At 71.5% G+C, this 14,810-nt stretch carries 10 protein-coding genes; 4 read left to right on the top strand and 6 right to left on the bottom strand.

Annotated features, from left to right (window positions below):
* The first annotated feature begins 10 nt into the window (after nt 1-10).
* The 3 genes from OHA21_RS04240 (at nt 11) to OHA21_RS04250 (ending at nt 2,449) form a co-directional block, all read left to right on the top strand.
* Complete coding sequence (locus OHA21_RS04240; protein WP_328470326.1) at nt 11-292, top strand: DUF6412 domain-containing protein; 282 nt, start codon at nt 11-13, stop codon at nt 290-292.
* Nucleotides 293-392: 100 nt separating this feature from the next.
* The gene (gene yidC, locus OHA21_RS04245; RefSeq protein WP_442875063.1) at nt 393-1,328 is read left to right on the top strand and encodes a membrane protein insertase YidC; all 936 of its coding nucleotides are present in this window, start codon (nt 393-395) and stop codon (nt 1,326-1,328) included.
* A 458-nt stretch (nt 1,329-1,786) separates the two neighbouring features.
* Complete coding sequence (locus OHA21_RS04250; protein ID WP_328470328.1) at nt 1,787-2,449, top strand: hypothetical protein; 663 nt, start codon at nt 1,787-1,789, stop codon at nt 2,447-2,449.
* 58 nt (nt 2,450-2,507) lie between these two features.
* On the opposite strand, the gene OHA21_RS04255 is transcribed toward OHA21_RS04250, so the two are convergent.
* The 3 genes from OHA21_RS04255 to OHA21_RS04265 all read right to left on the bottom strand — a co-directional run bounded on the left by OHA21_RS04255 (nt 2,508) and on the right by OHA21_RS04265 (nt 10,959).
* Entirely contained in the window at nt 2,508-3,911 is a 1,404-nt protein-coding gene (locus OHA21_RS04255) for an SDR family NAD(P)-dependent oxidoreductase (protein ID WP_328478288.1), read from the bottom strand.
* A gap of 300 nt (nt 3,912-4,211) precedes the next feature.
* A complete protein-coding gene (locus OHA21_RS04260) occupies nt 4,212-10,103 on the bottom strand; it encodes an MMPL family transporter (RefSeq protein ID WP_328470330.1) in 5,892 nt (1,963 codons plus the stop codon).
* A 94-nt stretch (nt 10,104-10,197) separates the two neighbouring features.
* Nucleotides 10,198-10,959, bottom strand: a complete 762-nt coding sequence (locus OHA21_RS04265; protein WP_328470332.1) for a hypothetical protein — start codon at nt 10,957-10,959, stop codon at nt 10,198-10,200.
* Nucleotides 10,960-11,182: 223 nt separating this feature from the next.
* Between OHA21_RS04265 and OHA21_RS04270 the strand changes: the two genes are divergently transcribed.
* Nucleotides 11,183-11,722 carry an FKBP-type peptidyl-prolyl cis-trans isomerase gene (locus tag OHA21_RS04270; RefSeq protein ID WP_328470334.1) on the top strand — a complete coding sequence of 180 codons (540 nt, stop codon included), beginning with the start codon at nt 11,183-11,185 and terminating at the stop codon, nt 11,720-11,722.
* Between the two features lie 15 nt (nt 11,723-11,737).
* Here OHA21_RS04270 and yaaA read toward each other — a convergent pair whose 3' ends face one another.
* The 3 genes from yaaA to OHA21_RS04285 are packed head-to-tail and all read right to left on the bottom strand — an operon-like array spanning nt 11,738 to nt 14,694.
* Nucleotides 11,738-12,547 (bottom strand): peroxide stress protein YaaA, encoded by an 810-nt coding sequence (gene yaaA, locus OHA21_RS04275; protein WP_328470336.1) that lies wholly within the window; start codon nt 12,545-12,547, stop codon nt 11,738-11,740.
* A 9-nt stretch (nt 12,548-12,556) separates the two neighbouring features.
* Nucleotides 12,557-12,907, bottom strand: a complete 351-nt coding sequence (locus OHA21_RS04280; protein WP_328470338.1) for an STAS domain-containing protein — start codon at nt 12,905-12,907, stop codon at nt 12,557-12,559.
* A 32-nt stretch (nt 12,908-12,939) separates the two neighbouring features.
* Nucleotides 12,940-14,694, bottom strand: a complete 1,755-nt coding sequence (locus OHA21_RS04285) for a copper resistance CopC/CopD family protein (RefSeq protein WP_328470340.1) — start codon at nt 14,692-14,694, stop codon at nt 12,940-12,942.
* Nucleotides 14,695-14,810 lie beyond the last annotated feature (116 nt).

The raw sequence follows: 14,810 nt of genomic DNA on the forward strand, positions 1-14,810 counted from the left end.
GGGTGGGCCGGTGATCTGGGTCGAGGCGTTGTGGCGCTTGGTCAGCGTGCTGACCGAGTCCGGCCCGACCGGTCTGCTGCTCGGAGCGGGCGCGATCGCCGGTGTGCTGCTGGTGACCGTCCTCACCGCCAGTGTGCTGCTCGGCGGCCGGACAGCCGCCGTCAACCCCGGCGCCAGTCGCCGGGTCTTGCGGGAACGCGCCCGGCGGACCGGTGTGCCCCGCTATCGCGACCCTGACGCCGCCGGGCGGACCCGGCCTCGAGGACCCACCGCGGCCCTCGCGGCCGCCTGAGCGTCCCTGCTCGCCGGCCGCAGCTTCTTCACGACCGCACGGCTCGCGCCGTCGTGAACAAGCCTCGCGTCCTCGTCCCGGCGTTCCGAGGGGTTTCCTCATGTCCTCCTTGATGGCTGTCGTCTACACGGCGATCTCCGCGATTCTGTTGTTCTGGCACGACGTCTGGTTCCGGGTGTTCGGCGACGCCGACGGCTGGCAGACCGACTGGGCCTGGGTGCTCGGCATCGTCTTCCTGGTCCTCACCGTCCGCACCGCGCTGATCCCGCTGGTGGTCCGGCAGGTGCGGGCGCAGCGGGCGATCCAGCGGCTGCAACCGCAGATCGCCGCGCTGCGCGAGAAACACCGCGGTGATCTGCCCGCCATGCAGGCCGAGCTGGCCAAGCTCTACCAGACCGAGAAGATCAAACCGATGGCGAGCCTGCTGCCGTTGCTGGTGCAGGCGCCGATCCTGTTCGGCCTGCTGCACGTGCTGCGCCATGTGCGGCCCGACGTGACAAGCGAGGCCTCCCGCACGCTGTACGGCTGGACCCTCACCCAGTTCGACAGCGCCGTGCACGCCAAGCTGTTCGGCGCGCCGATCGCGGCCGGCTTCAACTCGACCGCGGAGCAGCTGAGCCTGCTCGGCGCGTCCTCCCTGACCGTGAAGATCGTCACCGCCGCCCTGATCCTGATCATGACCGCGACGACGTACCTCTCCACCCGCCAGATGATCAGCAAATCCGGCCCGGCGACGGATGCGCAGGGCCGGCTGGTGCAGCGCCTGATGCTGTACGGGTTCCCGCTCTCCCTGCTGATCTCCGGCGTGCTGTTCCCGGTCGGCGTCGTCCTGTACTGGCTCGTGCAGAACCTCTACGCCCTCGGCCAGCAGGCGTGGATCCTGCGCCGCTACCCCCTGGTCAAGCCGGCGTCACCCGCACCGCCGGCTCCCACCCACCCGGTCGCCTCCGCCGGTTCGACGTCCCCGGCCCGTTCGGCAACCCCGGCGCCCAGGGTCGGCGCGAAGCCGGCCAGACCGAAGCGCCGCCGCTCCTGACCGCACCCCGCCGCAAACCAACGGACCCTGGCTGACGCTGAGCGCTCCTTGAACGGCCGGGAGGCAGCGCTGGGCGTCAGCCGCGGGGGCGTGGCTGACGCTGAGCGCTCCTTCAATGGCCGGGAGGCAGCGCTGGGGGTCAGCCGCGGGGGCGTGGCTGACGCTGAACGCTCCTTCAATGGCCGGGAGGCAGCGCTGGGGGTCAGCCGCAGGGGCGTGGCTGACGGTGAGTGCTCCTTCAGCGGCCGGGAGACAGCGTTGGCGGTCAGCTGGTGGGTGTTGGGCTGCGGGTTTCGGGTGGCCGGGGCGGAGAGGGGATGGCGCTTCGGCGGTATGGCCCCTGCGCCGTCGTCCAAACGGTCAGCATTCCGGCAAAGGCCGGAAGCCCGTTGCTGAGCGTGATGAGCTACGCACGTCATGGCGTTTTTGTCCTGAAAAGGTGTGACATGAACAAAGCAATGCGTTTGCTTGCGCTCGCCGGCATGAGCCTCGCCGCCGGTGCGATGATCGCGACTGGCCCGGCGCAGGCGGCACCGGCCGCGGGCCAGTCCACCGGAACGACCGCGGGATACCACGTGCAGAGCTATGCCGACGACTACGACTACGTCGTCGGGTACTACCGCTGGCAGCGGCAGTGCCGCAACGCCGGATGGACCGGCGTGAAGTTCGGCGCCTGGGACAAGTTCAAGTGTTCCCCGGTGCGGATCAGCTGGCGCAGCTGGGCGTGGGAGCTCGAGGTCCGCGAGGAATACTGGAACTGGGACGACTGGAACGGCGTGTGGCCCGGCCACTGGCCGAACAAGCCGGACTACCTGGGCGGCCCGTTCGACATCGGCAAGCCGTACAAGTACCACAAGTTCCCGTGGAAGAACTACAAGGGGAACAAGTTCGACGACTGGATGGACAGCCCGAACCACAAGGACAAGGACTGGATGGACCAGCAGGGTCCGGGCGACAAGGTCAAGGACTGGATGGACCAGCAGGGTCCGCAGGGTCCCCACGACAAGGTCAAGGACTGGACGGACTTCCAGGGCCCGAACGACAAGTTCAGGGACAAGATGAAGGACAAGTTCCAGGGCGAGGGTGGCCCGCAGGTGGTAAACGCGCCTGTCGGCGGCTGACAAAACCTGAGATCGGGCCGCATCGTACGCACGATGCGGCCCGATTCGTCGTCTCAGGTCACCACGCGACCGGGGCGTAGTCCTTCAGGAAGCAGCCGTACACGTCCTCGCCGAGTTCACCGCGGACGATCGGGTCGTACACCCGGGCCGCGCCGTCGACCAGGTCGAGCGGGGCGTGGAAGCCCTCCTCGTGCAGCCGCATCTTCGTCGGGTGCGGCCGTTCGTCGGTGATCCAGCCGGTGTCCACGCTGGTCATCAGGATGCCGTCGGCGAACATGTCGACCGCGCTGGTGCGGGTCAGCATGTTCAGCGACGCCTTCGCCATGTTGGTGTGCGGGTGCCCCGCCCCCTTGTAGCCGCGGGCGAAGATCCCCTCCATGGCGGACACGTTCACCACGTACCGCCGGGGGAACGGCGACGCGAGCATCGCCGCGCGCAGGCGACTGACCAGGATGAACGGCGCGGTCACATTGCACAGCTGAACCTCGAGCAGCTCCAGCGGGTCGACCTCGTGCACCCGGTCGCTCCAGCTGTTCGTCGACGTCGTGTCCGGCACCAGACCACCCGCGTCGATCGCGGTCGACCGGGCGGTCAGCGCCAGCTCGGTGATCTGCTGCGGGGAGAGCGTGGACGTGCCCGCGGTCAGGGCGGCAGCCGGGGAGGCGCCGGCGGTTCCGAAATACTCGAGTTCGGGGAGCTTTCCGCCGGGCAGCGGCTCATTTTCGGCGGCTGCGATAGCCGAGTAGGCGCCTGCGGTACGCCGTACAGTCTGGGCCGCGTTGTTGATCAGAATGTCCAGCGGCCCTCGGGCCGCGACCGAGTCTGCCAGGCCGACCACCTGGGCCGGGTCCCGCAGATCGATGCCCACGACCCGCAGCCGGTGCAGCCAGTCCGCGCTGTCCGGCATCGCCGCGAAGCGGCGGACCGCATCGTGCGGGAAGCGCGTGGTGATCGTCAGATCCGCGCCGTCGCGCAACAGCCGCAGCGCGATGTACATCCCGATCTTGGCGCGGCCGCCGGTGAGCAGCGCCCGGCGACCGGACAAATCGGTACGCGCGTCGCGGCGCGCATGATTCAGCTCGGCGCAGGACGGGCAGAGCTGGTGGTAGAACGCGTCCACCACGGTGTACCGCTGCTTGCACACATAGCATCCGCGCGCCTGCTTCAGCACCCCGGCAGTCGCCCCGCGAACCGTGCTCTTCAGCGGAATCCCGGCGGTCTCGTCGTCGATCCGCCCCGGCGCGCCGGTCGCGGTCTGCTCCGTCACCGCCTTGTCGTTCGCCAGAACCGCGTCCCGGCGATCCCGGCGGCGCTGCAGCTTCGCCGTCTTGAACAGCCCGCCGACCGCCCGCCGCACCCGCACCGCGTCCGGGTGCTCCACCGGCAAGGCCTCGACCTCGGCCAGCACGGCAAGGCATGCCGCGAGGCGGTCCGGGTCCACGCCCACGGCGTCACCGGTCATTCGTACGTCCCCCTCTGTTCCCACCGCAGGCACTGTACTTACCCGGCCGTCCTATCGGCCGCCGACCGTCTCGGGCAAGGGGTGCCGGTCACTCTTCGCATTTGCCGGGCGGTCCGCTCCATCCTTCCCCGGCCCTCCGCTTCATCTTTCCCGGCAGCCACGGATCCGGACTTCGGTGTCCCGGAAGTGCCTTTTCGCCCCCGCGGATCCGGCCTGCGGCAACGGAGGATGAGACGACGACGCTGTGGCCTGGCCGCGACCTGCTCGCGGGCGCGGATCTTCGGATCCGCGCCCGCGGGATCAGGCGTGCGGGGCGGTGCCGGGTTCCGGTTCGCCTGCGGCCGGCTCGCGCTCGTCCCCGGCGGGCTTGCTGCGCGCCCGCGGTGCCGGCCCGGGGTGGTCGGCCAGGGAGGACGGGCGGCGACCCGATCGATCGTACGGATGCTCGCCCGACCCGGCAGCCCACGAGTTCGGCGCGCCGTTCCCGGCCCGCCGCTGCCGTGCCGTCGCCTCGTCGTCGGCGAGCGTCGCAGGACGGGCAGGCCGGGGCCGATCCGCCGGGGTCCCGGCCGGAGGCGCGCCGGTGAGCCAGTCGTCGAGGTTCTTCGGCCGGCGGATCTTCCGGGTGGTCAGGTCGTTGAGCGAGTTCGGCCGCTCGGTGGCTGCCGCGGGCTCGGGGTTGACCGGGCCGCCCTTCAGCCATTCGTCGAGGGTTTGCGGCCGCCGGATGAACCCGGGGGCTCCGCTCACCGGCGCAGCCGCCGATTCCAGACTCGGTTCCCGTGGCGCTTCGGGCTCCCGTGCCGCTTCCAGTTCCGGCGCTCCCGGTTCCCGTGCTGGTTCCGGTTCCTGCGCCGCTTCCGGTTCCCGTGCTGCTTGCGGTTCCCGTGCTGCTTCCGGTTCCCGTGCTGCTTCCGGTTCCTGCTCTGCCTCCGGCCGCGGCTTCGCGATCGGGGTTGTCTGCGGCTTGGAAGCAGCGAAGTCCCGGAATTCCAGGTATTTGGTCGGGATGGGTTCCGGCGAGGCTGTGGCGGCCGGCCCCTCGGCGGCACCGTCGCCGGCACCCGGAAGGTCTCCGCTGCCCGGGCCTGCCGGTGCAAGGTCCCCCGGACCGGCAGATGTGAGGTCGCCCGGGCCGGTTGGCGTGAGTTCGCCGGAGCCAACCGGCGGGAGGTCGCCCGGGCCGGTTGGTGTGAGGCCGCCTGGCGTCCCGGCGTCGGAGGGGCGTTCGACTTCCGGCTTTGTGCTGGTCAGCCACTCGTCGAGGGTTTGCGGCCGGCGCCCCGCCGGGATCCCGCTGACCGGGGCCGCCAGGTCGTCGAGGGTTCGGGGGCGGTCGCCGGCCGAGCTTCCGCTCAGCCAGTCACCCAGGTCCTGCGGCCGGCCCGTGGCGGCGGAATCCGGCAACGAGTAGGGCAGAGCGGCCTCCGGCATCCGCGCGGCCGGATGCCGCTGCGCGGACACGGCGTCCTGCCCGTCCCGCTCGGTCTCGCTGAAGCCGAGTTCGTAGCCGGCCCTCAAGTGAGAACCGGAATCGGCGTAGGCCCCGGTGCCGGCCAGCGATCCCGAGTCAGCCTCGGCTACCTGAGCGGTCTCGCCGGCGAACTCGACCGGCGCCGCCGGCATTGCGGGCTCTGACAGGTCCGCCGACGCTGCCGCTGCCGCCGGTTCCGCCGCCGGTTCCGCCGCCGGTTCCGCTGCCGCCCGTTCCGCTGACGCCGGTTCCGCTGACGCCGGTTCCGCTGACGTTGCGGATGCGTTGGGGGTTGCCGCCGCGTTGGGGGTTGCGGCGGCGTGCGGCGTTGCCGCCGCGTCGGGCGTTGCCGCCGCGTCGGGCGTTGCCGCCGCGTCGGGCGTTGCCGCCGCGTCCGGCGTGTTCTGGTCGCGGCGGGCCGCAGCTGCCCCTGCCAGCCAGTCGAATTCGTCCGAACCGGGCGCGGCCAAGCTTGCAAGACGCGGGTCGGAGCGCCAGGCGAATAGGTTTTCGACCTCGACTGGCACAGCCTGCGGGCCGCTGTCGGCGGAAGTGTCCGATTTCGTAATCGCAGGCTCGTCTACGGGACGCGCAACCTCGGCTTCCTCCAGCGAACGCGCGGAGTTGGCTTCCTCTGCGGAGCGTGCGGACTCCGCCTCTTCCGCGAGGCGGGGGTGTGCGGGTTCCGCCTCTTCCGCGGGGCGGGGGCGTGCAGGTTCCGCCTCGCTGCCAGGCACGGAGGCCGCGGCCTCGAAGCCTGCGGAGGTCTCCTCGGCGAGGGATTCAGTCTGCGGCTCGGGCACGAATGCCGCCTCCGCTGCCTCGGACACCGTCGCCGGGCGGTCAGACGCGGGCGGCGTCACGACATCGGGAAGCGCCGGAGACAGTCCAGCGTCTGCCGACGCGGACGGCTCGGCATCCGACGTAGTGGACGGCGCTGGGAAAGGTTCGGCCGCTGCCGCAGGGAACGGTTCGGCGTCCGCCGGGTCGGAGGCCGCGGTGGACAGTTCGGCGTCAGCCGCGGTGTGAGGCGCAGGGAACGGTTCGGCGTCCGCCGGGTCGGAGGCCGCGGTGGACAGTTCGGCGTCAGCCGCGGTGCGAGGCGCCGGGGACGGCTCGGCGACCGCCGCGTCGGAGGCCGTAGAGAGAGGCGCCGCGGACGGTTCGGCGACCGCGGCAGCGGGGGCTGTAGAGAGAGGCGCCGGGGACGGTTCGGCGACCGCCGCGTCGGAGGCCGTAGAGAGAGGCGCCGCGGACGGTTCGGCGACCGCGGCAGCGGAGGCTGTAGAGAGAGGCGCCGGGGACGGTTCGGCGACCGCCGCGTCGGGGGCAGTAGGGAGGGGCGCCGGGGACGGTTCGGTGTCCGTCGCAGCGGAGGCTGCGGGGAGAGATGCCGGGGACGGTTCGGTGTTTGCCGCCGCGGTCGGCCTGGTGTCCGGGGTAGGGGGGATCGCTGGGAAGAGTTCGGCGTCGGCCGGTGCGGGGGCGGGCTCGGCTGGGGTTCTCGGGCCGGACAGGATCGAGAGTTCGGTGGTCGCCGCGGTGGTGGCGAAGAGGGGTGGCTCGGACGGCGCGACCGGGGACGGCGGCTCGGTGGGGGTGCTTGCGGCGAGGAACTCGTCCACCGCGGTTCGGGCTTTGGTCACGGCTTCCAGGAGCGGCGGCAACGGCTCGTCCTCCGGCTCGGGATCCGGCACCGGCTCCTCGGCGTGGCCGGCAGGCTCGGGTTCGGGCTCGACGGTGGCGTCTTCGGTCACCGCGATGTCCGGTTCGGCATCGGGCGGGGACTCTGCGAAGAGGCCGGGGTAGGAGGCGGCGCCTTCGGTGAGCTTTTCCGGTTCGAGGCCGAGCAGCGAGGTCACCGGGAGGTCGACGATGTCGTCATCATCGGCGGAGTCCGGCGTGCCGGCCTCGGATACCGCCGGCAGGTCGGACTCAGCCGGGGCGAGCGAGTCGTTCGAGGTAACCGTCGGCGAGACGTCTCCGATGGCCGACGGCACCGCGTCGTCCGACGCTGCTGCGATCGAGGAATCCGCTGCCGGCGAGGAAGCCGCCGGCGAAGAAGCTGCCGCCGGGGAAGCTGCCGGCGAGGCAGCCGCCGCCGTAGCCGACGAAGAGTCCGCCGCTGCAGCAGGCGACGAATCCGACGACGAACCCGCCGCTGCCGCAGGCGAAGAATCCGGCGCTACAACCGGCGAAGAATCTGACGTTGCTGCGGACGTGGAGTCCGACGGCGAGGCATCAACGGAGACCGGCGCCGCAGCTTCGGAAGCCGGCTCCGGAGAGCCGGTGTCGGTTGAGGTCGGCTCGGCGGCAGGGCCCGCGGGCAGCTCAAGCCGCGTGGTCTCTTCACCGGGCCCGGCAGGCGGCGTGGTCAGCGACCGGGACGTAGCCGCTGCCTCCTCCTTCTCCGCGATGTACTCCAGCACCGCGGCGTAATCCAGCACCACAGTCTGGGATGCCGACGCCGACGTGCCGGCCGGCAGTGCGCCCGCCGCCGCAAACCCGGCCGGCAGCGCGAAAGTAACCGTCTCATCGGAGGACGAGGACGAGGACGAGGACAAGGACGAAGATGGCGAAGAGGACGAGGAAGGCAGAGAAGCGGTGGCCTGCAACGGCGTCTGCCAGTCCGTGATCTCCGCTTCCCCGGCGTGCTCAGCCAGGCCCGCACGTTCCTGCAGCCGCCGCAGCGGCCCCGGCGCCCACCAGGCCGCATCCCCGAGCAGGGCGAGCACAGCCGGGACGAGCAGCATCCGTACGACCGTCGCGTCCAGAACCAGAGCGATGATCATGCCGACGCCGACGAACTTCATGGTGGTCACCGAGGAGAGCGCGAACGCCCCGGTCACCACGATGAGCAGCAGGGCAGCCGCGCTGATGACCCGGCCGGTGCGGCTCAGGCCGATGGTGACCGCCTCGGCGGTGGAGGAGCCGCGGGTGCGGGCCTCGACCATCCGCGACAGCAGGAAAACCTCGTAGTCGGTGGAGAGGCCGAACACCACGGCCGCCATCAGCACCACGATGCCGGCTTCCAGGGGTGCGGGCGTGACGTCGAGCAGCCCGGCGCCGTGGCCCTCCTGGAAGATCCAGACCAGGATGCCGAAGGTGGCGCAGAGCGACAGCGCGCTCATCACCACGGCCTTGATCGGCAGCAGGATGGAGCCGAAGGCCAGGAACATCAGGAGCAGGGTGGCGCCGGCCAGCATGCCGATCATCAGGGGCAGCCGGTCGCCGATCGCGGCCAGGCTGTCCACGTTGCGGGCGGTCGTGCCGCCGACCAGCACCTCGGCGCTGCGCGGGGTGGGCAGCGCGCGCAGGTCCTCGACGGCCTGCCGGGCTTCGGCGGTGAACGAGTCGCTGCTCTCCAGATCGGCGTTGAGGACCACCACGTCCTCGCTGGTGCCGGTCACAGTGACGTCGGCGATGCCGGGAATGTCGGCGGCGGTCTCGGTGAACCGGCGGACGTCCGGCAGCTTGCCGTTGGTTCCGCGCACCACGAGCTGCACGCCGTCCGCGCTGAACTGCGGATAGTCGGCTTTGAGCGTCTCGATTGCGACCCGGGACGGGTCGCCGGCGGGCAGCACCCGCTCGTCGTTCTCACCGAACCGGGCGTCGGTGATCGGCAGCGCGAGCAGCAGCAGGACACCGAGGATCGGCAGCGCCACCAGGAACGGGCGGCGCAGCACGACGCCGGCCAGCTTCTCCCACCCGCCGGGCGTGCCGGATTCCGCGCCGCGGCGGAACGGCAGCCGCACCGGGAGCTTGTCGACGCCGGGGCCGATGATCGCCAGGATCGCCGGGAGCAGGGTGAGCGAGAGCAGCATGGCCAGGAAGACGGCGGCGAGGCCGCCGTAGGCCAGGGACTTCAGGAAGCCTTGGGGGAAGAGCAGCAGGCCGGCCAGGGCGGTCATCAGCAGGGTGGCCGAGAACAGCACGGTACGCCCAGCGGTCGCAACCGTGCGGCGTACGGCTTCCGCAGTGCTGTGCCCGGCCTGCTCCTCCCGGAACCGCCCGACCATGAACAGGCCGTAGTCGATCGCCATGCCCAGACCGAGCAGGCTGGCCACGTTCACGGCGAACGAGTTGACCTCGTGGGTCAGCGCCACGGCGTGCAGCACGCCGAGCGAGCCCAGCACCGCGCAGCCGCCGATCAGCACCGGGAGCGCCGCGGCCACCAGCGAGCCGAAGATGAGCAGCAGCAGGATCAGCACGATCGGCAGCGAGATCAGCTCGGCCGACGCCAGGTCCCGGGTCGACCGCTCGGACGAGGTGTGGCTCAGCGGCACACCGCCGGCCAGCTGGACGTGGGCGCCCGGGACGGTGAAGGCGTCCTCGATCTCGGCGTACGCATCCATCTTCTCGGCGTCGTCATCGCCGACCAGGGTGATCACCGCGACCGCGCTGGACTCGTCCTCGGCGGCGTAGGCCGCGCGGGCGTCGCCGGTTGCCGACCAGTACGAGTTCTGCCCGCTCACCGCCGACTCGGGCAGCGCCGCGAGGCGCTCCTTGATCCGCTTGGTCAGCGCAGCGTCGTCGATGCCGCCCTGGTCGGGTGTGTAGATCGCGATGACGTCGCCACCCTGCCCGCCGAGCGCCTCGGCGACCACCTCGGCGGCCTGGCCGGACTCGCTGCCCGGGTCGTTGTAGCCACCTTCGGAGAGACGGTCGAAGACGCCGAAACCCCACACGCCGGCACTGATCACCGCGACGAGCGCCACGGACAGCACCGTCCAGCGGAGACGGGCGACCCGCGATCCCCAGCCCGCGAACACAAATTCCCCTTATCGTCGTTCTTCTGCGAGTTTCCGCAGCTCAGCTCACGGTTGCGGCGAACAGGACGACCCCGCCGCAATTACCGCCGGTGGACTCCTCGGTGATCCACCGCACCGAGATCTTGCCAGCTTTGATCGCCCGGTAGTTCACCGTGTAGGCCGCTGTCGACAACTGCCCGTCGGGCTGCTCCCACCGATCGGTCCAGGGCTGCCCGCCGGTGGACAGCCGCGCCTCCAGCCGGCCCACGCCGGACGAGACCCCGAGGTACAGCCGGAGCGTGTTGCCGACCGTGCCGACCGGCGCGGTGAGCGTGAAGCCGTTGCCCTCCCCGCAGGTACGAACTCCGCTGGTCACACCCTTCGCCGAGGCGAGCGGGCTGCCACCGGTCCACCGGTATGCCTGCGGGCTGCCGGTGACCCGTTCCCGCGGCGCGTCCGGGGTGCCCTCGAGGATCACGAAGTTGCCGTCCGCCTTGCGCTCGAGCGCGTACCGCCCCTGCTCGCCCCAGTGCACCCAGTCGATCTGGCCCTCGAGGGACAGATCGACCGGGCCGGTGGCCGGCACCCGCTCGACGGCGATCGAGTTGACCGGGTCGACGGTGAGCGACGGCGACGCGCTGGGCAGCGGGATCGGCAGCTGCTCGGCGGTCGGCGCGGCCGGTGGCGGCGCCGCGGGTGCGGCGTGCTCGGTCGAGCGGGCGCGCACGACCAGGCCGAAGGAGAGCACGGCGAGCACCCCGAGCAGGATCACGCCCGCGGTCGCGAGGTGTTCCTGCCAGTGCACGGTCGTCTGATCGGGCAACGACCCTCCAGATCAGGCGGATAGGCGGGGGGAACCCGGCGCAGGCAGCCCGCGCGAGGCGATAAACGATCTCATCTCATGCCCCGGGATAGAAGAGGGGGTCGCGGGTCGGGGACGTACGGGTGATCATCCGCATCGGCGATTCGGCGGAGGTTCTTCGTGGGTTACCTCCCGGTCACGAGTACCGTGTCCGAAGTTTCCGACTGCCGGACAGGGGATGGCGATGAGTGACAGGACCAGTTCGAACAGCAAGGGCCGCGGCCGCGCGGTGGCGGGCGTGCTCACCGGCGTGCTGGTCTTCGTGGCATTGACCGCGGTCTTCTTCTTCGTGCAGTCCCGCGACGAGGATCCGGCTCCCACCCAGGCCGCGGCCACCCAGCCCGCGGCGGCCGAGCCGTCCGCCCAGGCGGCGAACCCGCTGGCCGTGGAGCCCGAGGTGAAGCCCGGCACCGGCAAGGTCGAGAAGATCAAGATCACCGAGCTCGTGCCGGGCACCGGTCCGGTGGTGCAGAAGGGCCAGACCATCACGGTCAACTACAAGGTGATCTCGTACTCCACCGGCGAGCTGGTCGACTCGTCCTGGGAGCGCGGCCAGCCGTTCTCCTCGCCGATCGGCGTGGGCCAGCTGATCCCGGGCTGGGACCAGGCGGTGCCCGGCCTCAAGGTGGGCACCCGGGCCCAGCTCGACGTGCCGGCCGACCTGGCGTACGGGCCGTCGAAGGGCGACCTGCGCTTCGTCCTCGACATCCTGGAGGCGAAGTAACCGGACGCGAAGTAACTAGAGCTCGGCCACCACGACGTCGAGGGCGCGCGGCTTCCCGGCCGCGCCCGGCGTCTCCTCGACCGTGAACTTCAGGTCGCGCAGCGCGGTGACCAGCTCGCCGACCGAGCCGGGCGCGGCACCGTCCTCGGCGAGGGCGCGGACCAGCCGCCCCTTGGTGGCCTTGTTGAAGTGGCTCACCACCGACCGCTTCACCACCCCGCCGACGTTGCGTTCGTGCAGCACCCGCAGCGAGGCGGTCTGTGCCGCCGCGCCGGCGGGCGGCGACCACATCGCCGCGTACGCGCCGGAGCGCAGGTCCAGCACCGGCTCGCCCGCGGTGGCGGCGTCCAGTTCCGGGCGCAGGGCCTTCTTCCAGTACGCGGTGAGCCCACCGACCGGCGCCGGAAGGGTGACGCCGACCGAGCACCGGTACGCCGGAATCCGGTCACCCAGGCGCACGACGCCCCACAGCCCGGAGAAGACCACCGCGCTGCGGTCCAGCCACTCCCGGGCTGCCGGGGCAAGACTGTCCGCGCCCAGTGCCTCGTACAGAACCCCGGTGTAGATCTCCGCGGCCGGCGCAGCCGGCGCGGCCGGCAGCTCCGCGTTGCGGGTGATCTCGCCGCGCTGCCCGGCGCTGAGACCGAGTGTCGCGAGCGAGTCCGCGATCGACCGTTCGCTGGTCCGCTTGCAGAGCGCGACCAGACGGGTCAGCACCCGGGTCCGGGCCTTGGCGAGTGCGGGCAGCCAGAGGGCCGCCGGGTCGACCGGGTCGCCGGTGGTGGCCGGGGTCTTGCCCTCGGACGGTGGGAGCAGGATGAGCACGCGGCGAGACTAGCCGTGCGGTCCGTCGAGCCGGTCGGCCAGGGCGTCCGCAACGCTGGGATACACCCCGATCCGGTTGGTCAGGCCGACCGTGTCGAGCAGCCGTTCGAGGAATTCGCCGGGCGCGGCGAGCCGGATCCAGCCGCCGTCGGCGCGGGCCCGGTTGTGCCCGACGACGAACGTGCTCAACCCGATCGAGTCGCAGAACTCGATCCCGGACAGGTCGACGACGACCTGTGGCCGGGGCCGGGACAGCGCTTCGTCCAGCTTCGTGGCCAGCGACGGGGCGCTGTCCAGGTCCAGATGCCCCCGCACCGTCACCACGACGGCGCCGGGTTCTTCGGCGAGGGAGACGAACATTCTCTTCTCTCTGCCCAGAATGCGACTCCGCGTCACCTCTCCACGGAAACGGTGGTTTTCACGGTCGCCCGTTCGATCTCGCTGGTCCGGATCGTGAAGGCCAGCTCGTAGGTGCCCGGCAGCGGGAAGGTCACCGAGCCGAGGGCCTGGTGCGAGGGGGCGTCCAGGCCGGCGATCGGCTGGGGGACCGCTTCCAGGTCCTGATCGAGCAGGCGGGCGGTCAGCTGCCACTCGGCGGCCCGCAGCGGGGCGCCGGACGGGGAGTAGAGGAACGCGTGCACGGTGTTGTACTCGCCCAGCTCCACCGGGTAGATGTTGAACTGGAGCGCGTAGATCGGGCTGTCCAGGGTCTCCGAGTTGCCCCGGGCGGTGATCGCGTCGTCCTTGACCCCGGCGGTGCGGCCAGGATCCACCTGCACCAGCACGGCACTGAGCGCGAGGATCACCACGGTCGCGACGACCTCGATGCCGACCGTGCGCCGCAGCCCTCCGCCGTTGCGGGCGGAGAGCACCAGCTTGCGGGCGATCGCCGCGGCGCCGAGGACCAGGGCGAGAACGCCCAGCTTGGCGACCAGCAACTGGCCGTACCCGGTGCGCCAGAGCGCCTCGACCGAGCCGAGTTGCACGGCCGACTGCACCCCGCCGGCGATCGCGAGCCAGAGCACGGACATGGCCGCCCAGCGGGACCAGACCGGCAGGATCCTGGCGAGGACCCGCTGGTGGGTGCCACGAAGCAGGAACGCGATCAGGGTGACCAGGCCGCCGATCCAGACGGCCATGGCGGCCAGGTGCACCACGCCGACCGCGATCGTGACCGCGGGCATCGGCGCGGCGGCGGCGTGCCCGGTCAGCGGCCAGGTGACCAGCCCGGCGACGGCGAGCAGCAGCACTGCGGTGACCTGGACCCGCTGCGCGCGCGGCTCGGCAACACGGGAAGCGACCCGCGGGACCGGGATGACCGCCGGGGTATCTGTCGAGACCAGGGTGAGGGCGGGACCGCCGGCGGGCACGAGTTCGCGGGCCGGCGCGGGCGCGGGGGAGGACCCGGTCGGCGGAGTCCGGCGCGGGCCGCGCAGCAGCGGAGGCAGCATCACCGCCAGGATCGCCAGGATCGCCAGCCGGGCCACCAGCAGCAGCCCGAACTGGCTGGTCAGCACCTCGCCGAGCTCACTCGCGCTGACCTGCCACAGGGCGGAGCCGCTGCCCTGCTGTGCCTGCAGGCCGAGCGCTCCGACGGTCGCCACGGCGGTCAGGGCGACGCCGGCCTGCACGGTGCGCAGCGCCGATCGGCGGGAGCGGCGCGGCGGCCACAGGAGGGCCAGGAACATCGCCGGGCCGGCGATCAGCGCCAGTCCGGCGTACCCCAGGAATTTCAGGGTGGGGACTGCGGCCGCGACCGACCAGTGCGGCCCGGTGCTGGTCGCGGCCTCGGGCCGCTCGGAGGGCGCGCCGACCGAGAAGGTGATGGCGCCGCCGACGGGGTGACTGTCGGCGGAGATGACCCGGAAGCTGATCAGGTAGGTGCCGAGCGGGCGGTCGGGTTTGCGGACCGGGATGCGCAGGACGGCGCCCTCGACGGTCGGCGTGCCGTTGATCCGCTCACCGGCTGGGGAGATCACCTGGATCCGTCCGCTGACCACGGCGATCGGTTCGCTGAAGGTGACCGTCACGACGCTCGGCGAGGCGCTGATGACGCTGCCCGGCGCCGGGTCCGAACCGACCGGCGTGGCGTGCGCGGAGGCCGGCGTGGCGGGCAGCAACAGCACTCCGAGCACGGCGAACAGCATCAGGAGTGGAATGTTGCGAACCCTTGTCACTCCAGGTAGTTCGGAAGGCACCCGCGAAAGGTTCAACCGGCCCGCATCTGGATACGATCCGGCACAGGTCCATGCTCCCAAGGAGG

The organism is Actinoplanes sp. NBC_00393 (assembly GCF_036053395.1).
Lineage (GTDB): Bacteria > Actinomycetota > Actinomycetes > Mycobacteriales > Micromonosporaceae > Actinoplanes.

Coding starts and splice junctions, on each gene's coding strand:
- OHA21_RS04285 (WP_328470340.1), bottom strand. CDS start 14,694: ATGCTGTTCGCCGTGCTCGGAGTGCTGTTGCTGCCCGCCACGCCGGCC.
- OHA21_RS04280 (WP_328470338.1), bottom strand. CDS start 12,907: ATGTTCGTCTCCCTCGCCGAAGAACCCGGCGCCGTCGTGGTGACGGTG.
- OHA21_RS04255 (WP_328478288.1), bottom strand. CDS start 3,911: ATGACCGGTGACGCCGTGGGCGTGGACCCGGACCGCCTCGCGGCATGC.
- OHA21_RS04270 (WP_328470334.1), top strand. CDS start 11,183: ATGAGTGACAGGACCAGTTCGAACAGCAAGGGCCGCGGCCGCGCGGTG.
- yidC (WP_442875063.1), top strand. CDS start 393: ATGTCCTCCTTGATGGCTGTCGTCTACACGGCGATCTCCGCGATTCTG.
- OHA21_RS04250 (WP_328470328.1), top strand. CDS start 1,787: ATGCGTTTGCTTGCGCTCGCCGGCATGAGCCTCGCCGCCGGTGCGATG.